Origin of the sequence: Enterobacter adelaidei, from assembly GCF_041937165.1 — a bacterium.
Classification (GTDB): domain Bacteria; phylum Pseudomonadota; class Gammaproteobacteria; order Enterobacterales; family Enterobacteriaceae; genus Enterobacter; species Enterobacter adelaidei.
In genome coordinates this window covers 2,770,581-2,790,574 of record NZ_CP154353.1, presented here as the reverse complement: position 1 = coordinate 2,790,574, position 19,994 = coordinate 2,770,581, and the positions used below count along the sequence as shown (strand labels likewise).

The window sequence follows — 19,994 nt, the reverse complement described above, 5'->3', positions numbered from 1 at the left end:
TCTCATTTTTACTATAACCCCTAAATAACCCCCCATTTCACCCACTATTCATCCAATTGAACGCCCTGCAGAATCGGATAATCATGCCGATAACTCAACTAACGCAGGGCTGTTTATCGTGAATTCACTCTATACCGCTGAAGGTGTAATGGATAAACACTCGCTGTGGCAGCGTTATGTCCCGCTGGTGCGTCACGAAGCATTGCGCCTCCAGGTGCGCTTGCCGGCGAGCGTGGAACTGGACGATCTGCTACAGGCGGGCGGTATCGGGTTATTGAATGCAGTTGACCGATACGACGCTCTGCAAGGAACGGCATTTACGACTTACGCAGTTCAGCGTATTCGTGGTGCGATGCTGGACGAACTGCGCAGTCGCGACTGGGTGCCGCGCAGTGTTCGCCGTAACGCTCGCGAAGTGGCGCATGCGATAGGGCAGCTGGAACAGGAACTGGGACGTAACGCAACGGAAACTGAAGTGGCGGAACGTCTTGGCATTGCTGTTGAAGAGTATCGTCAGATGTTGCTCGATACCAACAATAGCCAACTCTTCTCTTATGACGAGTGGCGCGAAGAGCATGGCGATAGCATCGAGCTGGTGACGGATGAGCATCAGCAAGAAAACCCGTTACACCATTTAATGGAAGGTAATTTACGCCAGCGCGTAATGGAAGCGATTGAAGCTTTACCGGAACGCGAGCAGCTGGTGTTGACCCTTTATTATCAGGAAGAGCTAAACCTCAAAGAGATTGGCGCTGTTCTGGAGGTGGGAGAATCGCGGGTGAGCCAGCTGCACAGCCAGGCCATTAAACGCTTACGAACAAAGCTGGGTAAGTTATAGGTGATTAATTCACCTGGGAAATGCCGCACAACGTATTGACAACCAGGAGTTATCATGACGGTGCAGCAATCTAAAAGACGGCCTTTAAGCCGCTACCTGAAAGACTTTAAACACAGCCAGACGCATTGCGCCCACTGTAACAAGTTACTCGATCGTATCACGCTGGTTCGTCGTGGCGAAATCGTCAATAAGATCGCGATTTCTCGTCTCGACACGTTGATGGATGAATCAGCATGGCTCGAAGAACAGAAAGAGTGGGTGGCGCTTTGCCGTTTCTGTGGCGATCTCCACTGCAAAGAGCAAAGCGACTTCTTCGATATTATCGGCTTCAAACAGTTCCTGTTTGAACAAACGGAGATGAGCCATGGGACCGTTCGCGAATATGTCGTTCGCCTGCGTCGCCTCGGGCAACATCTGACCGTAAACAACATTTCCCGCGATCTGCTGAAGACCGGTTATCTGGATGAAAATCTGGAGCCGTGGCTGCCTGCAACCAGCACCAACAATTACCGTATTGCGCTGCGCAAGTATGCACAATACAAGGTGCAAATGCCGGGTGTTATGAAGCAGAAAGCGCTCGCCGGAACAACTTCTGATATATATTAAAAAAGAATAAGATGTAGCGCAGTCGCCTTTGACGTTGCAGGCGATTTCTCTACACTACGTAAAAATTCCACTATATCGGGGTATTTATGAAATTTGCACTTCTGGGTCGTCAGGCGCTGATGGGTGTTATGGCCGTTGCGCTGGTTGCGGGCATGAGCGTGAAAACGTTCGCCGCAGAAAACCTGCTGAATAAAGTAAAAGAGCGCGGTACGCTGCTGGTCGGGCTGGAAGGAACCTATCCTCCGTTCAGCTTCCAGGGCGATGACGGTAAGCTGACCGGTTTTGAAGTGGAGTTTGCAGAAGAACTGGCGAAGCACCTTGGCGTTAAAGCGTCCCTGAAACCGACCAAATGGGACGGTATGCTGGCGTCGCTGGATTCTAAACGTATTGATGTGGTGATTAACCAGGTGACCATTTCTGACGAGCGTAAGAAGAAGTATGACTTCTCCACGCCGTACACCGTGTCCGGTATTCAGGCGCTGGTGAAGAAAGGCAACGAAGGTACCATCAAAACCGCTGCTGACCTGAAAGGGAAGAAAGTCGGTGTGGGTCTGGGAACCAACTATGAAGAGTGGTTGCGCCAGAACGTTCAGGGCGTGGATATCCGCACCTATGATGATGACCCGACGAAATACCAGGACCTGCGCGTGGGCCGTATTGACGCGATTCTGGTTGACCGCCTGGCGGCGCTGGATCTGGTGAAGAAAACCAATAATACCCTGGCAGTAGCGGGTGATGCGTTCTCTCGTCAGGAATCAGGTGTGGCCGTTCGTAAAGGCAACGAAGACCTGGTAAAAGCCATTGATACCGCGATTGCTGACATGCAGAAAGACGGAAGTCTGAAAGCACTCTCTGAGAAGTGGTTCGGGGCAGACGTCACGAAATAAGTTTCTGACGTTAAAAAAAGGCGCTTTTAAAAGCGCCTTTTTTATTTCTTACGCGTCTGCGTGCATAATGAAAAATATCACATTTTGTTTGAGCTACCGGAGAACCCATGTCACTACAGAATTTAACGCGCTTTCCTCGCCTGGAGTTTATCGGCGCACCGACTCCGCTGGAGTATCTGCCGCGATTTTCTGATTATTTAGGACGCGATATTTTTATTAAGCGTGATGACGTGACGCCAATGGCAATGGGTGGCAACAAACTGCGCAAGCTGGAGTTTCTGGCGGCTGATGCGCTGCGCGAAGGGGCGGATACGCTCATTACTGCCGGGGCTATTCAGTCCAACCACGTTCGTCAGACGGCGGCAGTGGCAGCAAAACTCGGGCTCCATTGCGTGGCCTTGCTGGAGAACCCGATTGGGACGCGGGCTGAAAACTATCTGACCAACGGTAACCGTCTGCTGTTAGATCTCTTTAACGTGCAGGTTGAGATGGTGGATGCCTTGAACGACCCGACCGCACAGCTTGATGAACTGGCGACACGTCTGGAAGCGCAGGGCTTTCGTCCCTACGTTATTCCTGTCGGTGGCTCGAACGCGCTGGGTGCGCTGGGGTATGTGGAAAGCGCGCTGGAAATTGCTCAGCAGTGCGAGGGCGCGGTCAACCTCTCATCCGTCGTGGTGGCCTCAGGCAGTGCGGGCACGCATGCCGGGCTGGCGGTAGGGCTTGAGCAGTTGCTACCGGATGCTGAGCTGATTGGCGTGACGGTCTCTCGTAGCGTCGCGGACCAGAAACCGAAAGTGGTCACTTTGCAGCAGGCGGTAGCAGAACAACTGGAGCTCAAGGCAAAGGCCGATATTGTGCTCTGGGATGACTACTTTGCGCCGGGTTATGGCACGCCTAACGAAGAGGGCATGGAAGCGGTTAAGCTGCTGGCTCGCCTTGAGGGTATTTTGCTTGATCCGGTCTATACCGGTAAAGCGATGGCCGGGCTTATTGATGGCATTGCACAGAAACGCTTTAAGGATGAAGGGCCAATTTTATTTGTCCATACAGGTGGAGCGCCCGCGCTGTTTGCCTACCATCCTCATGTCTAAAAATCAGGTCGAAAAATAATAATGCAAGAAAGTATTCAACTGGTTATTGATTCGCTGCCGTATCTGCTGAAAGGTGCGGTATTTACGTTACAGCTCAGTATCGGCGGGATGTTCTTTGGGCTGGTGCTGGGCTTTGTGCTGGCCTTAATGCGCATGTCACCGGTTTTACCGGTGCGTTGGCTGGCGCGTTTTTATATCTCTGTGTTTCGCGGTACGCCACTTATCGCTCAGCTCTTTATGATTTACTACGGTTTACCGCAGTTTGGTATCGAGCTGGATCCGATTCCGGCGGCAATGATTGGCCTGTCGCTCAATACCGCGGCATATACCTCAGAAACGCTGCGTGCGGCCATCTCCTCCATTGACAAAGGACAATGGGAAGCCGCCGCCAGTATCGGGATGACGCCATGGCAGACGCTGCGCCGGGCCATTCTGCCGCAGGCTGCCAGAGTCGCGCTTCCACCACTCAGCAACAGCTTCATCAGCCTGGTGAAAGATACTTCTCTGGCGGCGACGATTCAGGTGCCGGAGCTGTTCCGCCAGGCGCAGCTCATTACCTCGCGTACGCTGGAAGTCTTCACGATGTATCTGGCAGCCTCGCTGATTTACTGGGTGATGGCGACGGTGCTGTCTGCCCTGCAAAACTACTTCGAAAACCAGCTTAACCGCCAGGAGCGTGATCCAAAATGAGTGCTATCGACGTCAAAAACCTGGTGAAAAAATTCCACGGTCAAACGGTGCTCCACGGGATTGATCTGGAAGTTGAGCAAGGGGAAGTGGTGGCAATTATCGGACCGAGTGGTTCGGGAAAGACGACGCTGCTGCGCAGCATTAACCTGCTTGAACAGCCGGAAGGTGGAACCATCCGTGTCGGTGATATAACCATTGATACCGGCAAATCCATCAGTCAGCAGAAAGGGTTAATTCGCCGTTTGCGCCAGCATGTTGGCTTCGTTTTCCAGAACTTCAATCTTTTCCCGCACCGCACTGTGCTGGAAAACATTATTGAAGGGCCGGTAATTGTGAAAGGGGAATCAAAAGAGGAAGCAACAGTTCGAGCGCGTGAACTGCTTGCCAAAGTCGGGCTGGCGGGTAAAGAGACCAGCTACCCGCGCCGTTTGTCAGGGGGGCAACAGCAGCGCGTGGCAATCGCGCGCGCGCTGGCCATGCGTCCTGACGTGATCCTGTTTGATGAGCCTACCTCTGCACTCGACCCTGAGCTGGTGGGGGAAGTGTTGAACACTATTCGTCAGCTGGCTCAGGAAAAACGTACGATGGTTATCGTGACCCATGAAATGAGCTTTGCCCGCGATGTTGCCGACAGAGCCATCTTCATGGATCAAGGGCGAATTGTGGAGCAGGGGCCGGCGAAAAGCCTGTTTGCTAACCCTCAGCAGCCGCGAACTCGCCAGTTCCTGGAAAAATTCCTCATGCAGTAGCATTTTTGCACTAATTTGCTCCAGGAATTTAGCCTGGGGCAAATTATTCTCCTTTATCGCCTTATCCCATGTTTTTTTATTCCATCCAGCTCGGATAAACCTTATCAATAGTAAAGTTAATTGTGCTATTGCCGATATTTTGTAGTTAGAAATAAGTTTTATGTGTTAATTTATATTCACCATAATAATGATTATCTTTTCAGAGGCTGTAATGGCTCAATAGTAATGTCCGCCTGTGGCTCAATTCAGATGTCCGCGCTATGGTAAGCTTCACTGGTCCGTTTAAACTACCGGGAGGCATATCATGAGCGCAGAAAGCTCAGGAGTGTTTACTTTGAAAGAGATCAACCGGATCAAGATTATACAGGACGTCATTGAACGTCGCATCACAACGCGCCGTGCGGCCGAGCACCTCGGTATCAGCGACAGGCAATGCCGCAGACTTCTTGCCCGTTACCGTGAAGGCGGACCGCTTGGTATGGCCAGCAGACGATGTGGCATGCGTGGTAACCGCCAGTTGCCACCCGGGCTCGCAGATCAGGCTCTGGAACTGATCAAGACGCGTTATGCTGATTTCGGTCCGACTCTGGCGCGTGAAAAGCTCGAAGAACTCCACGGACTGTTTCTTGGCAAAGAAACTGTCCGGCGCATCATGGTGCGGGCTGGCTTATGGGTTCCCCGTAAACAACGTGCCGCAAGGATCCCTCAACCACGGTACCGGCGTCCGTGTACTGGTGAGCTGATACAAATAGATGGCTGTGATCACGACTGGTTTGAAGGCCGTGGCCCGGCCTGCACCGCGCTGGTCTATGTTGATGATGCAACCAGCAAACTGATGGAACTGTTGTTTGTTAAATCGGAGTCCACGTTTTCTTACTTCGAAGCCACGCGGCGCTATATCGATAAGCATGGTAAACCGCTGGCACTGTACAGCGATAAAGCCGGTGTTTTTCGTGTTAACAATAAACACGCCACAGGCGGAGACGGGCATACTCAGTTTGGGCGAGCCATGCATGAACTGAACATCCAGACTATCTGTGCAGAAACCAGTCCCGCCAAAGGGCGTGTAGAACGAGCTCACCTCACTTTACAGGATCGTCTGGTCAAAGAGCTGCGGTTACAGGGCATTTGTTCAATGGAGGCTGCAAATGACTTCGCTGAGGCCTATATGGCTGACTATAACCGCCGTTTTGGCAAAGTACCGCGACATGATTTTGACGTACACCGTGCTGTAGAACATGATGAGGACCTGGGGCTTATTTTCACTGTTCGTGAAAAACGTAAAGTCTCAAAATCGTTGACGATACAATATGATAAAATGTTGTACCTGATTGAAGACAGCGAACTGAGTCGCCGTGCAATAGGTAAATATATCGATGTGTATCACTATCCTGATGGCAGAAAAGAGCTGCGCCTGAACGGTACGCTACTTCCCTACTCTACCTACGACCGACTGTCAGAAATCGACCAGGGCGCGATTGTCGATAACAAGCGTCTTGGCCGAACCCTGGAGTTTATCAGTCTGGTGCAGAGCAAGCGGGATAACACGCGCTCTCAGTCAATTCCCGCTGGAGATGGCCCTTCCCGACGACGGCCAAAGCAGGAAGGGAAGAAATCCCAGCGCTCACTGGATAATGATGACATGCTCGAAGCACTCAAACAGCTTCAGTCACGTTCAGAGGACATTTTTGGTAAAAGAGCCCGCTGATGGTACTCACTGGCCGGACAGTGGTTGCTCACCAGTTGATATTGTCCGGCCAGACCCATGATGTATTATTCATTTCGTTCAGCATCTTTATGTCCTGCTTTTCACGGGCATACTTACCCCATAATGAATGAAAAGAACGAACAATACTGATTAACTGCTTTTTTCTTTGCTCCGGAGATAGGCTGATAAAATAGCAGCACCTGCTGTCAATATTATCCTCAATGAAATTAAAATCAGAGTCTGATGCATATTTTACTGTTAGCATAATATCATTCGACGTTGTTCTCTCAGACTCTGTTAATGCTGATTCTATCAGGTATTCAAAGGCATACATGACAGACAGCTGGTTTTTGTCTGTCTGAATATAACCCATTGAGTTTCTGAGTATTGAGGACTGTACCAGGACCAGAGGCCATAAAAGCTCAACACCATAAAGCTTATATGTATCATGTTGATCATACTGATGTTGCTCAACACGACGATTACCTTCCCGTGCTTTACGAATATCATAGGCAAGGGATAACATAAATCCGTCTTTAACTTTAATCAGTGGGCTTTCATCCACGATGTAATGAATGAGTTCATGTAATTCATTCAGGGCTTCTGAATCTCCCCACAGTATAAAACCTGCATTGTTCGGCGTTAACTCGTATCGAAGCATGGGCTCAATCATCCTGTTGTTTCAGTCGGAGGAAAGTCTATCGGCTTTGTTGAATAAATCGAACTTTTGCTGAGTTGAAGGATCAGATCACGCATCTTCCCGACAACGCAGACCGTTCCGTGGCAAAGCAAAAGTTCAAAATCACCAACTGGCCCACCTACAATAAAGCCCTCATCAACCGTGGCTCCATAACTTTCTGGCTGGATGATGAAGCTATTCAGGCCTGGTATGAGTCAGCAACACCTTCTTCACGAGGCAGACCTCAGCGCTATTCTGACCTTGCCATCACGACTGTGCTGGTCATTAAACGCGTATTCAGGCTGACCCTGCGCGCTGCGCAGGGCTTTATTGATTCCATTTTTTCTCTGATGAACGTTCCGCTACGCTGCCCGGATTACAGCTGTGTCAGCAGGCGGGCAAAGTCGGTTAACGTCAGTTTCAAAACGGCTTTGTTGAATAAATCGAACTTTTGCTGAGTTGAAGGATCAGATCACGTATCTTCCCGACAACGCAGACCGTTCCGTGGCAAAGCAAAAGTTCAAAATCACCAACTGGCCCACCTACAATAAAGCCCTCATCAACCGTGGCTCCATAACTTTCTGGCTGGATGATGAAGCTATTCAGGCCTGGTATGAGTCAGCAACACCTTCTTCACGAGGCAGACCTCAGCGCTATTCTGACCTTGCCATCACGACTGTGCTGGTCATTAAACGCGTGTTCAGGCTGACCCTGCGCGCTGCGCAGGGCTTTATTGATTCCATTTTTTCTCTGATGAACGTTCCGCTACGCTGCCCGGATTACAGCTGTGTCAGCAGGCGGGCAAAGTCGGTTAATGTCAGTTTCAAAACGCCCACCCGGGGTGAAATCGCGCATCTGGTGATTGATTCCACCGGGCTGAAGGTCTTCGGTGAAGGCGAGTGGAAAGTCAAAAAGCATGGCCAGGAACGCCGCCGTATCTGGCGTAAGCTGCATCTCGCCGTTGACAGTAAAACACATGAAATCATCTGTGCAGACCTGTCGCTGAACAATGTGACGGACTCAGAAGCCTTCCCGGGTCTTATCCGGCAGACTCACAGAAAAATCAGGGCAGCATCGGCAGACGGCGCTTACGACACCCGGCTCTGTCACGATGAACTGCGGCGTAAGAAAATCAGCGCGCTTATCCCGCCCCGAAAAGGCGCGGGTTACTGGCCCGGTGAATATGCAGACCGTAACCGTGCAGTGGCTAATCAGCGAATGACCGGGAGTAATGCGCGGTGGAAATGGACAACAGATTACAACCGTCGCTCGATAGCGGAAACGGCGATGTACCGGGTAAAACAGCTGTTCGGGGGTTCACTGACGCTGCGTGACTACGATGGTCAGGTTGCGGAGGCTATGGCCCTGGTACGAGCGCTGAACAAAATGACGAAAGCAGGTATGCCTGAAAGCGTGCGTATTGCCTGAAAACACAACCCGCTACGGGGGAGACTTACCCGAAATCTGATTTATTCAACAAAGCCACGTTGTGTCTCAAAATCTCTGATGTTACATTGCACAAGATAAAAATATATCATCATGAACAATAAAACTGTCTGCTTACATAAACAGTAATACAAGGGGTGTTATGAGCCATATTCAACGGGAAACGTCTTGCTCGAGGCCGCGATTAAATTCCAACCTGGATGTTGATTTATATGGGTATAGATGGGCTCGCGATAATGTCGGGCAATCAGGTGCGACAATCTATCGATTGTATGGGAAGCCCGATGCGCCAGAGTTGTTTCTGAAACATGGCAAAGGTAGCGTTGCCAATGATGTTACAGATGAGATGGTCAGACTAAACTGGCTGACGGCATTTATGCCTCTTCCGACCATCAAGCATTTTATCCGTACTCCTGATGATGCATGGTTACTCACCACTGCGATCCCCGGGAAAACAGCATTCCAGGTATTAGAAGAATATCCTGATTCAGGTGAAAATATTGTTGATGCGCTGGCAGCGTTCCTGCGCCGGTTGCATTCGATTCCTGTTTGTAATTGTCCTTTTAACAGCGATCGCGTATTTCGTCTCGCTCAGGCGCAATCACGAATGAATAACGGTTTGGTTGATGCGAGTGATTTTGATGACGAGCGTAATGGCTGGCCTGTTGAACAAGTCTGGAAAGAAATGCATAAGCTTTTGCCATTCTCACCGGATTCAGTCGTCACTCATGGTGATTTCTCACTTGATAACCTTATTTTTGACGAGGGGAAATTAATAGGTTGTATTGATGTTGGACGAGTCGGAATCGCAGACCGATACCAGGATCTTGCCATCCTATGGAACTGCCTCGGTGAGTTTTCTCCTTCATTACAGAAACGGCTTTTTCAAAAATATGGTATTGATAATCCTGATATGAATAAATTGCAGTTTCATTTGATGCTCGATGAGTTTTTCTAATCAGAATTGGTTAATTGGTTGTAACACTGGCAGAGCATTACGCTGACTTGACGGGACGGCGCTTCCCTACCCTCATGGCCGCCTCCCAGGAATCGACCCAGGTGCTTATCGTGGACATAATCCTTTACTCATAAATTTATCTTATTCCATTATTGTACCTGTCGCGCAAAAGTTGCAGAAAAGCCATAAACGCAGGAGAATCCTGTCGGCGGTGAGGATAATAAATATGGTAGCCGTCAAAATATGGACACCACTCGGTCAGAACAGCAATCAGCTTGCCGCTTTTGATATATCCATCTGCAACATACTCGGGAATATAGGCAATCCCCAGCCCGTCTAATGCTGCATCGAGCTGATGAATCGTGCTGTTCGCAATATATTGCCCTTTGACTTTCAGACTGAATTTCTGAGCATCTTTCTCGAATTCCCAGGCGTACAATCCACTCGTATCAGAATAGCGGACGTTAATGCAGTTGTGGTTCAAAAGATCCTGCGGCTTCCTGGGCTTAGCATAACGCTTAAAATAATCTGGTGCAGCAACAACAAGCTGGCGCCAGTTCTGGCTTATTTTTGCGGCAATCATATCATTATTCAGAACATCGCCCGGACGAATCCCGGCATCAAAACGCTGATCAACAATATCTGTAAATCCATAGTCAATGCCGATTTCAATCTGAATATCTGGGTAGCGACTCAGAAAGTCCGGTAATACAGGACGGATCAAATACTGGATAACATCATCTGCCGCCGTGAGGCGTATGACGCCAGTGGGTTTTTCCCTAAGCTCACTCAACCGACTAATAGCATCATCAACCTGTTCCATTAACGGGCCAACTTCGTTAATGAGCCTTTCACCTGCTTCCGTAGTGGAGATACTGCGGGTGGTTCTGGCCAGCAGGCGGATCCCAAGCCTTTCCTCAAGAGATTTCACCGTGTGGCTGATGGCTGAGGGTGTCACACCTATTTCAGCTGCGGCTTTGGTAAAGCTTTTCAGCCTGGCCACTGTTAAAAAAACCTTTAATTCATCCACACGATTCCTCCTCCTCGGTCCCTACTGGAGACGTCAGCGTACCAGTCTGTCATTAATTATCAAATAAATTTCACAAGTAAGTGAAATTTATGTTGATTAATAAATAAAATTCAAAATGGTACTTTATATTCCACGACGTGAATATGTCCTCGTTGTAGTGACGGCTTTTAATTCTGAAAATGAGGTAATCATTATGCAAGATTTTATCTATCATAATCCGGTAAAAATTCTTTTTGGTCGCGATCAAATTTCTGCGTTAGCACAAGAAGTCCCGCAGGGTAAAAAGGTCATGATTGTCTATGGCGGGGGCAGCGTTATAAAACACGGTATATTGAAACGCGTAAAAGAGTCCCTGACAAACACCCTGGTTTATGAGTTTGGCGGTGTAGAAGCAAACCCTCATTATGAAACCCTGATGAAAGCCGTTGAGATTGTCAGAACAGAAAAAATTGATTTTCTTCTGGCCGTGGGCGGCGGTTCAGTGATCGACGGGACTAAATTTATTGCCGCCGCAGCCCTCTACGAAAATGATCCATGGGAGATCGTCAAGAGTTATGGCGGCGTGGTGAAACAAGCTCTCCCTTTTGGATGCGTGCTGACCCTGGCGGCCACGGGTTCAGAGATGAATAACACGGCGGTGATTAATCGGGTGACCACCCAGGATAAACTCTTTTTCACCTCCCCTTACGTTATGCCGAAATTTTCAGTGCTCGAACCGGAAATGACCTACACGCTGCCTGAACAACAAACCGCAAACGGGGTTGTTGATGCCTTTGTCCACGTTCTTGAGCAATACATTACTTACCCGGTTAACGCTAAGGTGCAGGATCGCCTGGCGGAAGGACTGCTGAGCACGCTGAAAGAAGAAGGCCCAGTAGCCCTTAAAAATCCACAGAACTACGACGCCAGAGCTAACATCATGTGGGCTGCGACGATGGCCCTGAATGGAATGTTGAGCGCAGGTGTCCCAACTGACTGGGCTTCTCACATGATTGGCCAGGAAATTACTGCATTATACGGAATCGACCACGCCCGTACCCTCGCTATCGTTATGCCTGCACTATGGCGCTTGTGCAAAAAGGAAAAAGCAGAAAAGCTGGCTCAGTACGGTGCGCGTGTCTGGAATATTCCTGAGTCTGATAGCGAAAAAATGGCCGATGAGGCTATCAATGCCACCGTGGAATTTTTTGAACTGATGGGCGTTAAAACCCGACTTTCTGATTATGGTCTGGGCGCGGAAGATATTTCAGCTGTTATCGGCAAGTTAAAAGAACATGGGCACATCGCATTAGGTGAACATGGAAAAATTACTGCTGAAGTGGCGGAAACAATACTGAACATGGCACTTTAATTGACTAACGATCTACTCTATTAGGCGCTAAGCCTGCGCACCTGGCAGGCTTAATTAAACATTAACGGTATTGCAAAATGCAGAAAATGAATGACACATTTCCCTATATGCCATTAATGGCTTTTGCGATGACCGGATTTATTTGCATCATGACGGAAACTATTCCAGCAGGATTATTGCCAGAAATCAGTAAGGGAATGAATATTTCGCTGGCTAGCGCAGGCCAGTGGGTCACCGTCTACGCCCTCGGGTCATTATTTGCCGCTATTCCGTTAACTATCGTTACCCGGTCGTGGAATCGGAAATATGTCTTATTAATGACCGTAGCGGGATTCTTCATTTTTAATACCATTACCGCACTTTCATCAAATGTTTACCTGACCCTGTTAGCGCGTTTGGGGGCCGGGGCGGCTGCGGGACTGGCGTGGAGCCTGCTGGCGGGGTTTTCACGCCGAATTGTTGAGCCGCTTCATCAGGGTCGGGCTATGGCGATAGCCATGGCTGGGACACCGCTGGCGCTCTCACTAGGCGTTCCGCTGGGAACCTGGCTTGGGCATTATCTTGGCTGGCGCCTGACGTTCGGTATTATGTCAGTACTTTCGCTGTTACTAATGATATGGATCCGTATCAGCGTTCCGGACTCTGCGGGGCGGCTTTGTTGAATAAATCGAACTTTTGCTGAGTTGAAGGATCAGATCACGCATCTTCCCGACAACGCAGACCGTTCCGTGGCAAAGCAAAAGTTCAAAATCACCAACTGGCCCACCTACAATAAAGCCCTCATCAACCGTGGCTCCATAACTTTCTGGCTGGATGATGAAGCTATTCAGGCCTGGTATGAGTCAGCAACACCTTCTTCACGAGGCAGACCTCAGCGCTATTCTGACCTTGCCATCACGACTGTGCTGGTCATTAAACGCGTATTCAGGCTGACCCTGCGCGCTGCGCAGGGCTTTATTGATTCCATTTTTTCTCTGATGAACGTTCCGCTACGCTGCCCGGATTACAGCTGTGTCAGCAGGCGGGCAAAGTCGGTTAACGTCAGTTTCAAAACGTTCACCCGGGGTGAAATCGCGCATCTGGTGATTGATTCCACCGGGCTGAAGGTCTTTGGTGAAGGCGAGTGGAAAGTCAAAAAGCATGGCCAGGAACGCCGTCGTATATGGCGAAAGTTGCATCTGGCAGTTGACAGCAACACACATGAAATCATCTGTGCAGACCTGTCGCTGAACAATGTGACGGACTCAGAAGCCTTCCCGGGTCTTATCCGGCAGACTCACAGAAAAATCAGGGCAGCATCGGCAGACGGCGCTTACGACACCCGGCTCTGTCACGATGAACTGCGGCGTAAGAAAATCAGCGCGCTTATCCCACCCCGAAAAGGTGCGGGTTACTGGCCCGGTGAATATGCAGACCGTAACCGTGCAGTGGCTAATCAGCGAATGACCGGGAGTAATGCGCGGTGGAAATGGACAACAGATTACAACCGTCGCTCGATAGCGGAAACGGCGATGTACCGGGTAAAACAGCTGTTCGGGGGTTCACTGACGCTGCGTGACTACGATGGTCAGGTTGCGGAGGCTATGGCCCTGGTACGAGCGCTGAACAAAATGACGAAAGCAGGTATGCCTGAAAGCGTGCGTATTGCCTGAAAACACAACCCGCTACGGGGGAGACTTACCCGAAATCTGATTTATTCAACAAAGCCAAGTCTATCAGTAAAGAGAATGAGAGATCAAAGTGGTCATTTTAATTGAGCTGGATAACGGACATTTCAATTGAGCCTTGACAGAGGCTTCATTTAGTAAGTATGAAGGATTCAGACTTTTTCACCTGGCGACGGGATTGCTCCCTCCGGTTTCAGGAATTGACCTGTGCCGACGAGGTATATCAGGAACTACAGAGACAAACTCAGGCGCTTGAATTTGATTATTACGCACTCTGTGTGCGTCATCCCGTGCCATTTACGCGTCCTAAGATTGCAGTGCATACCACTTACCCAAAGCAGTGGATGGCGCAATATCAATCTGCGAACTATTTCACGGTTGATCCAGTGTTAAAACCCGAGAATTTCATTCATGGTCATTTACCCTGGACCGATGAATTATTTGCGGATGCTCAGGAATTATGGAGCAGCGCGCAAGACCACGGTTTACGTAAAGGAATAACGCAGTGTCTGATGCTGCCGAATCACGCACTCGGTTTTCTGTCTGTTTCTCGTACTAGTGTGCTGGAAATACCCTTAGCCAGCGAAGAAATAGAATTACGCTTGCAGATGCTGGTACAAATGGCCTTAACCACGCTGACCCGTTTTGAAGATGAGATGGTCATGCAGCCTGAAATGAAATTCAGCAAGCGTGAGCGCGAAATTCTGAAATGGACCGCGGAAGGGAAGACGTCAGCGGAAATAGCGATCATTCTTTCAATTTCGGAGAATACCGTTAACTTCCATCAGAAGAATATGCAGAAGAAATTCAACGCGCCAAACAAGACGCAGATTGCGTGCTATGCGGCGGCAACGGGACTGATCTGATTAAACTCTACGTTCTGCGTGCCAGACGAGCTAACGGCTGAATGCAATGCATCCAGCCGTTTTTTATTACTGGCGGTAGGCTTGTTTGATTTGCTTAACGGTGTTGGCAAATACCGCTGATTCCGCCTGGTCTTCCATCTGCGCGATTTGTTTTTCCATTTTAATGATCACACGACCGGCGTCAGCCTGGCCCATCGCCTGTAGCATCAGTGTTAGCAACGCCTTCAGACAGTTTACTTCCTGTGCCAGTTCCTGGTTATTCTCCGCAGTGGCAAATTCAGGTGTGCTCATTTATTTTCCTCATTATTAAACGGCGCTAAAGCGCGACGACGAAAGTCAAGGCGGCGGAGTATACCACAAGCTGCAGCAAAAAATGCAGCGGTTGTTTTTCGTACTTTTACGCAGATGTTTAATTGCGTAAACAGAACGTGCCCGTAAACTGAGCGACAGCCAGTGGCTATTAATTGTTTATGTCCGGTTCGCTTGCCGTTAATTATTGTTACAAAAATTTGAACGCTGTTTTCTGGTGGGGAATCTCTGCAATTTTTTTGTAACTATTTGAATACAGATGCTTAAAAATAGCCGCAAAAGCCCTGAATGCACGGACCCGCTTTCCAGAGCCTGTACAGGCTAATTTCCAGAAACGAGAGCAAAATCGAATAGCCAGTTTTTTAACGTTTTTATCTTGTGAGGAAAACCGTTAATATAAACCAAATTATCACTCAGTAGCGTTATCCCTATTCTGGAGACATTTCCTTTGATCAACGTCCTTCTTGTTGATGACCACGAACTGGTGCGCGCAGGGATACGACGCATTCTTGAAGATATTAAAGGTATTAAAGTTGCCGGTGAGGCGTGCTGTGGGGAAGATGCCGTAAAATGGTGCCGCACAAACTCGGCCGATGTGGTGCTGATGGATATGAACATGCCCGGTATCGGTGGACTCGAAGCAACACGCAAAATTGCGCGGACTTTCGTCGATACGAAAGTCATCATGCTGACCGTGCATACCGAAAATCCTCTGCCCGCGAAAGTGATGCAGGCGGGTGCTGCGGGTTACCTGAGTAAAGGTGCCGCACCACAAGAAGTTGTTAATGCTATCCGCTCTGTGTTTGCCGGACAGCGTTACATCGCCTCCGACATTGCTCAGCAGATGGCGCTAAGTCAGATCGAGCCTGAGAAAAACGAATCACCGTTCGCCAGTTTGTCTGAGCGTGAATTGCAGATTATGCTGATGATCACCAAAGGTCAGAAGGTGAATGAGATCTCGGAGCAACTGAATCTCAGCCCGAAAACGGTGAACAGCTATCGTTATCGGATGTTCAGTAAACTGAACATTCATGGTGATGTCGAACTGACTCATCTGGCCATCCGACATGGTTTGTGTAATGCGGAGACGTTGTTAAGTCAGTGAGCGATGTGTTCGATTCAAAAGCGTTTCTGAAAACCGTAACCAGCCAGCCTGGCGTCTATCGCATGTATGACGCTGGCGGCACGGTTATCTATGTGGGGAAGGCAAAAGATCTTAAAAAACGCCTCTCCAGCTATTTCCGCAGCAACCTTGCCTCCCGTAAGACCGAAGCATTGGTCTCACTCATTCGGAACATTGATGTCACCGTCACGCATACCGAAACCGAAGCGCTGCTGCTTGAGCACAACTATATTAAGCTCTACCAGCCGCGCTATAACGTCCTGTTGCGTGATGATAAATCCTATCCATTTATCTTTCTGAGCGGTGATACCCATCCGCGTCTTGCCATGCACCGCGGTGCAAAGCATGCGAAAGGTGAATATTTTGGACCGTTTCCTAACGGCTATGCCGTTCGCGAGACGCTGGCGCTGCTGCAGAAAATTTTCCCGATCCGCCAGTGTGAAAATAGCGTCTACCGTAACCGATCGCGTCCGTGCCTGCAGTACCAGATTGGGCGTTGTCTGGGGCCCTGCGTTGCCGGGCTGGTGAGTGAAGAAGAGTATGCTCAGCAGGTTGATTATGTGCGCCTGTTTTTGGCTGGAAAGGACGATCAGGTATTAACGCAGCTGATCGAACGGATGGAAAAAGCCAGCGCCGCACTCGAGTTTGAAGAGGCAGCGCGTATCCGCGACCAGATCCAGGCGGTGCGTAGAGTCACTGAGAAGCAGTTTGTCTCAAATACTGGTGACGATCTCGACGTCATCGGCGTGGCCTTTGACGCCGGGATGGCCTGTGTGCACGTTCTCTTTATTCGTCAGGGCAAAGTGCTCGGCAGCCGCAGCTATTTCCCAAAAGTGCCTGGCGGCACCGAGCTGGGTGAAGTGGTGGAAACCTTTGTCGGCCAGTTCTATCTGCAGGGGAGCCAGATGCGCACGCTGCCATCGGAGATCCTGCTTGATTTTAACCTCGGTGATAAAACGCTGCTGGCCGATTCGCTTTCTGAACTCGCCGGTCGTCGGGTTAACGTACAAACCAAACCGCGTGGCGATCGCGCGCGTTATCTGAAGCTGGCACGAACCAACGCGGCGACGGCGCTCACGACGAAGCTGTCTCAGCAATCTACGGTGAGCCAGCGCTTAACCGCCCTGGCGACGCTGCTGAAGCTGCCGGAAGTGAAACGTATGGAGTGTTTCGACATCAGCCATACGATGGGTGAACAGACGGTAGCGTCCTGCGTGGTATTTGATGCCAATGGCCCACTGCGCGCCGAGTATCGCCGCTATAACATCACCGGAATCACGCCGGGCGATGACTATGCGGCGATGAATCAGGTGCTGCGCCGTCGCTATGGTAAAGCGATTGAAGAGAGCAAAATCCCGGATGTGATCCTGATTGACGGTGGGAAAGGGCAGCTCGGCCAGGCGAAAGCGGTATTTGAATCGCTTGATGTCAGTTGGGATAAAAACCATCCGCTGCTGCTGGGTGTCGCAAAAGGGGCCGATCGCAAGGCTGGTCTGGAAACGCTTTTCTTCGAGCCGGAAGGTGAGGGGTTCAGCCTGCCGCCGGACTCCCCGGCGTTGCATGTCATTCAGCATATTCGCGATGAATCACACGATCATGCTATCAGCGGTCATCGTAAAAAACGGGCAAAGGTAAAAAATACCAGTACCCTGGAAACGATTGAAGGCGTGGGGCCAAAACGTCGTCAGATGTTGCTGAAATATATGGGTGGATTGCAAGGATTACTCAACGCCAGCATGGAGGAAATTGCAAAAGTGCCGGGTATTTCGCAAGGGCTGGCAGAAAAGATCTACTACTCGTTGAAACATTGAGGGCTCTGTAGCAACATAGAGCTAAATTTTACTGACAACAAACAGTTACCGTCATTATGCAATTTAATATCCCTACGTTGCTCACTCTCTTTCGTGTCGTGCTTATTCCGTTCTTTGTACTGGCGTTTTACCTGCCGGTTGTCTGGGCACCTTTCGCCTGTGCATTGATCTTCCTGATTGCAGCAGTCACCGACTGGTTTGATGGCTACCTGGCACGTCGCTGGAATCAAAGTACCCGTTTTGGTGCCTTTCTCGATCCCGTTGCTGATAAAGTGATGGTCGCTATCGCGATGGTGCTGGTGGCCGAGCATTATCATACCTGGTGGGTGACGCTGCCTGCGGCGACGATGATCGGCCGTGAAATTATTATCTCTGCACTGCGTGAGTGGATGGCGGAACTGGGTAAACGCAGCAGCGTGGCGGTCTCATGGATTGGTAAAGTGAAAACGACCGCACAAATGGCGGCACTGGTCTGGATGCTCTGGCGTCCGAACGCCTGGGTTGAGTGGGCGGGGATTGGCCTGCTGTGGGTTGCGGCAGTGCTGACGCTGTGGTCAATGCTGCAATATTTGAACGCTGCCCGCGGGGATTTGCTTGATCAGTGATCGTTTCGCCGTAATTTTCAGCAAACGATCCGGGGATGCAAAAAATAACGTTGACTCATAACGTCATATCAGTAGAATGCAACGCATCGAACGGCGGCACAGCAAGCCGGACGATAATGAAATCAAGTGGTTAGAAGTCAACTTGATGACATGCGGGAATAGCTCAGTTGGTAGAGCACGACCTTGCCAAGGTCGGGGTCGCGAGTTCGAGTCTCGTTTCCCGCTCCAGATTAAAGACATGCGCAGTAGCGGGTGTCAGTTTGAAAGATTTAACGGCGCGTTAGCAAAGCGGTTATGTAGCGGATTGCAAATCCGTCTAGTCCGGTTCGACTCCGGAACGCGCCTCCACTTTCTTCCCTGGCCGGATGGTGGAATCGGTAGACACAAGGGATTTAAAATCCCTCGGCGTTCGCGCTGTGTGGGTTCAAGTCCCACTCCGGCTACCATGGGAACAGAAGAATAAAATCAATGATAAGCAGTGTCGTATAAACCACCGAAAGGTGGTTTTTTTATTGTCCTTTTTCGCCATTCGCCATTGTTTCGCCATTCAGCTTCGCCATAAGAAGAGGGCATCACTGCCCCCCAACCACCGGCACAACAGAAATTTTTCGGTTATATCTCGCCGTTTGAGATGCGTTTTTATGGCCTGAAATTTCCTGCTTCTCATGAAGCGTTCCTTCAAGATCAGATATCCCTTTGGCTTTTAGATCGTGGAATGTGAAGTTGAATTCGAGATCAGGAAATTTTTACTCAGCAGCCTTTTTTGCTTTCATCCACTGAGCATTGAACGTATCACTCGTATAGCGAGATCCTGATTGCTGGTGAATTATATAAAGGCTAGGTGCGCGTAATCAGCGCTCTCAAAAAACTGGTCGATAAGACCGGAGAGATTGGCCTTTTCCTGGATGCTTTTTAATGCGGCTTCGTATTTAGCCCAGATAAGAGAAACGGGGGAATCCAGAGGATAGAGCTGCACAGCACCACCCGTTGCCGGTTGGAATTCGCATTTAGACTTACCTCGGTAAACGCGTGGAGGGTAAATACTGTCTGCTGAGTTTTTCCGCTTTCCGGCAGGGGTATTCGCAAAGATGCATTGCATTAGTCCCCCTGTCAGATCGTCGATTTACTTTGCATTCAGGTTGTCAGAAATATCTATGCTAGCTACAGACTGGACTTTCCAGGCCCCGTCTTCTTTTACCATGCAGTCAATAACGGTGTGATCGCGCTTCTTGCCAAAGGATATATACACCTGCATGCACACGGCATCGTAATCAATCGCTCTGGCAATAACCGTTCCCCAGTCATCTTCATAGCCCTGGGCCTTTATGAACATATCGGCGTCTGGAACGTCGTATTCATTCGGATCAAGCTTGTCCATAGCTTTAAGCTTACTGATGGTATCGCGGCTTACATACTGGCTGAGTGCGTCATAATCCGTAAGTGGCTCTTTCCCGATCATTATTTGAGAGATGTACCACTTATTAAACTGCAGTGCCGCCTTAGCTTCCGGCGGTAAGGTTTGAGCAGCATAAGCCAGAGGCGGCAGCAGCAGAGCTGCGAGTATTATTTTTTTCATG

General features: G+C 49.7%; 20 protein-coding genes, 3 tRNA genes and 2 pseudogenes. 20 read left to right on the top strand and 5 right to left on the bottom strand.

What is annotated here, in order from left to right; all coding sequences use genetic code 11:
- Positions 1–118: 118 nt before the first annotated feature.
- The 7 genes from AAHF05_RS13610 (at position 119) to AAHF05_RS13580 (ending at position 6,572) form a co-directional block, all read left to right on the top strand.
- Positions 119–838, top strand: a complete 720-nt coding sequence (locus tag AAHF05_RS13610; protein WP_028019580.1) for an RNA polymerase sigma factor FliA — start codon at positions 119–121, stop codon at positions 836–838.
- 54 nt (positions 839–892) lie between these two features.
- The gene (fliZ, locus tag AAHF05_RS13605) at positions 893–1,444 is read left to right on the top strand and encodes a flagella biosynthesis regulatory protein FliZ (protein WP_028019579.1); all 552 of its coding nucleotides are present in this window, start codon (positions 893–895) and stop codon (positions 1,442–1,444) included.
- An 86-nt stretch (positions 1,445–1,530) separates the two neighbouring features.
- Entirely contained in the window at positions 1,531–2,331 is an 801-nt protein-coding gene (gene tcyJ, locus AAHF05_RS13600) for a cystine ABC transporter substrate-binding protein (protein WP_028019578.1), read from the top strand.
- Positions 2,332–2,438: 107 nt separating this feature from the next.
- Positions 2,439–3,425 carry a D-cysteine desulfhydrase gene (gene dcyD / locus AAHF05_RS13595; protein ID WP_114979703.1) on the top strand — a complete coding sequence of 329 codons (987 nt, stop codon included), beginning with the start codon at positions 2,439–2,441 and terminating at the stop codon, positions 3,423–3,425.
- A gap of 21 nt (positions 3,426–3,446) precedes the next feature.
- The gene (gene tcyL / locus AAHF05_RS13590) at positions 3,447–4,115 is read left to right on the top strand and encodes a cystine ABC transporter permease (RefSeq protein ID WP_028019576.1); all 669 of its coding nucleotides are present in this window, start codon (positions 3,447–3,449) and stop codon (positions 4,113–4,115) included.
- Positions 4,112–4,864, top strand: a complete 753-nt coding sequence (gene tcyN, locus AAHF05_RS13585; RefSeq protein WP_023312288.1) for an L-cystine ABC transporter ATP-binding protein TcyN — start codon at positions 4,112–4,114, stop codon at positions 4,862–4,864. Before tcyL ends, tcyN begins: the two co-directional genes overlap by 4 nt.
- A 304-nt stretch (positions 4,865–5,168) precedes the next feature.
- On the top strand, positions 5,169–6,572 hold the full coding sequence (locus AAHF05_RS13580) for an ISNCY-like element ISKpn21 family transposase (protein ID WP_001567368.1): 1,404 nt from the start codon (positions 5,169–5,171) through the stop codon (positions 6,570–6,572).
- A 28-nt stretch (positions 6,573–6,600) separates the two neighbouring features.
- Here AAHF05_RS13580 and AAHF05_RS13575 read toward each other — a convergent pair whose 3' ends face one another.
- A complete protein-coding gene (locus tag AAHF05_RS13575; protein ID WP_001567369.1) occupies positions 6,601–7,233 on the bottom strand; it encodes a DUF6904 family protein in 633 nt (210 codons plus the stop codon).
- Between the two features lie 74 nt (positions 7,234–7,307).
- Here AAHF05_RS13575 and AAHF05_RS13570 point away from each other — a divergent pair.
- The 3 genes and pseudogenes from AAHF05_RS13570 to AAHF05_RS13560 form a co-directional block, all read left to right on the top strand.
- A pseudogene (locus AAHF05_RS13570) lies at positions 7,308–7,679 on the top strand (IS5/IS1182 family transposase); the annotation flags it as partial.
- Positions 7,680–7,710: 31 nt separating this feature from the next.
- Positions 7,711–8,679 (top strand): IS5-like element IS903B family transposase, encoded by a 969-nt coding sequence (locus AAHF05_RS13565; RefSeq protein ID WP_013815099.1) that lies wholly within the window; start codon positions 7,711–7,713, stop codon positions 8,677–8,679.
- A 160-nt stretch (positions 8,680–8,839) separates the two neighbouring features.
- Positions 8,840–9,655 carry an aminoglycoside O-phosphotransferase APH(3')-Ia gene (locus AAHF05_RS13560; protein WP_012695470.1) on the top strand — a complete coding sequence of 272 codons (816 nt, stop codon included), beginning with the start codon at positions 8,840–8,842 and terminating at the stop codon, positions 9,653–9,655.
- 136 nt (positions 9,656–9,791) lie between these two features.
- On the opposite strand, the gene AAHF05_RS13555 is transcribed toward AAHF05_RS13560, so the two are convergent.
- Positions 9,792–10,685 (bottom strand): LysR family transcriptional regulator, encoded by an 894-nt coding sequence (locus tag AAHF05_RS13555; protein ID WP_012695469.1) that lies wholly within the window; start codon positions 10,683–10,685, stop codon positions 9,792–9,794.
- A gap of 193 nt (positions 10,686–10,878) precedes the next feature.
- Between AAHF05_RS13555 and AAHF05_RS13550 the strand changes: the two genes are divergently transcribed.
- The 4 genes and pseudogenes from AAHF05_RS13550 to sdiA all read left to right on the top strand — a co-directional run bounded on the left by AAHF05_RS13550 (position 10,879) and on the right by sdiA (position 14,569).
- The gene (locus tag AAHF05_RS13550; RefSeq protein WP_021243026.1) at positions 10,879–12,036 is read left to right on the top strand and encodes an iron-containing alcohol dehydrogenase; all 1,158 of its coding nucleotides are present in this window, start codon (positions 10,879–10,881) and stop codon (positions 12,034–12,036) included.
- Positions 12,037–12,122: 86 nt separating this feature from the next.
- A pseudogene (locus AAHF05_RS13545) lies at positions 12,123–12,689 on the top strand (MFS transporter); the annotation flags it as partial.
- A 30-nt stretch (positions 12,690–12,719) separates the two neighbouring features.
- Entirely contained in the window at positions 12,720–13,688 is a 969-nt protein-coding gene (locus AAHF05_RS13540; protein ID WP_022652343.1) for an IS5-like element IS903B family transposase, read from the top strand.
- 158 nt (positions 13,689–13,846) lie between these two features.
- Positions 13,847–14,569 (top strand): transcriptional regulator SdiA, encoded by a 723-nt coding sequence (gene sdiA / locus AAHF05_RS13535; protein ID WP_129323351.1) that lies wholly within the window; start codon positions 13,847–13,849, stop codon positions 14,567–14,569.
- A 66-nt stretch (positions 14,570–14,635) separates the two neighbouring features.
- Here sdiA and AAHF05_RS13530 read toward each other — a convergent pair whose 3' ends face one another.
- Positions 14,636–14,860: a DUF2594 family protein gene (locus AAHF05_RS13530; RefSeq protein ID WP_014832453.1), complete on the bottom strand. Its 225-nt coding sequence runs from the start codon at positions 14,858–14,860 to the stop codon at positions 14,636–14,638.
- Between the two features lie 466 nt (positions 14,861–15,326).
- On the opposite strand from AAHF05_RS13530, the gene uvrY reads away from it, so the two are divergent.
- The 6 genes from uvrY to AAHF05_RS13500 all read left to right on the top strand — a co-directional run bounded on the left by uvrY (position 15,327) and on the right by AAHF05_RS13500 (position 18,863).
- Positions 15,327–15,983, top strand: coding sequence for a UvrY/SirA/GacA family response regulator transcription factor (gene uvrY / locus AAHF05_RS13525; RefSeq protein WP_028019574.1), 657 nt, complete (start codon positions 15,327–15,329; stop codon positions 15,981–15,983).
- Positions 15,980–17,812, top strand: a complete 1,833-nt coding sequence (gene uvrC, locus AAHF05_RS13520; RefSeq protein WP_129323352.1) for an excinuclease ABC subunit UvrC — start codon at positions 15,980–15,982, stop codon at positions 17,810–17,812. The genes uvrY and uvrC overlap by 4 nt, the downstream gene beginning before the upstream one ends.
- Before the next feature lie 56 nt (positions 17,813–17,868).
- Positions 17,869–18,417, top strand: a complete 549-nt coding sequence (gene pgsA / locus AAHF05_RS13515; protein ID WP_028019572.1) for a CDP-diacylglycerol--glycerol-3-phosphate 3-phosphatidyltransferase — start codon at positions 17,869–17,871, stop codon at positions 18,415–18,417.
- A gap of 152 nt (positions 18,418–18,569) precedes the next feature.
- A tRNA-Gly gene (locus AAHF05_RS13510) sits at positions 18,570–18,645 on the top strand.
- Positions 18,646–18,691: 46 nt separating this feature from the next.
- Positions 18,692–18,765 (top strand) — tRNA-Cys (locus AAHF05_RS13505).
- Between the two features lie 11 nt (positions 18,766–18,776).
- Positions 18,777–18,863 (top strand) — tRNA-Leu (locus AAHF05_RS13500).
- Between the two features lie 380 nt (positions 18,864–19,243).
- On the opposite strand, the gene AAHF05_RS13495 is transcribed toward AAHF05_RS13500, so the two are convergent.
- Entirely contained in the window at positions 19,244–19,516 is a 273-nt protein-coding gene (locus AAHF05_RS13495) for a hypothetical protein (protein WP_108089659.1), read from the bottom strand.
- A 24-nt stretch (positions 19,517–19,540) separates the two neighbouring features.
- Entirely contained in the window at positions 19,541–19,993 is a 453-nt protein-coding gene (locus AAHF05_RS13490) for a DUF3828 domain-containing protein (RefSeq protein WP_108089660.1), read from the bottom strand.
- Position 19,994: the final 1 nt, after the last annotated feature.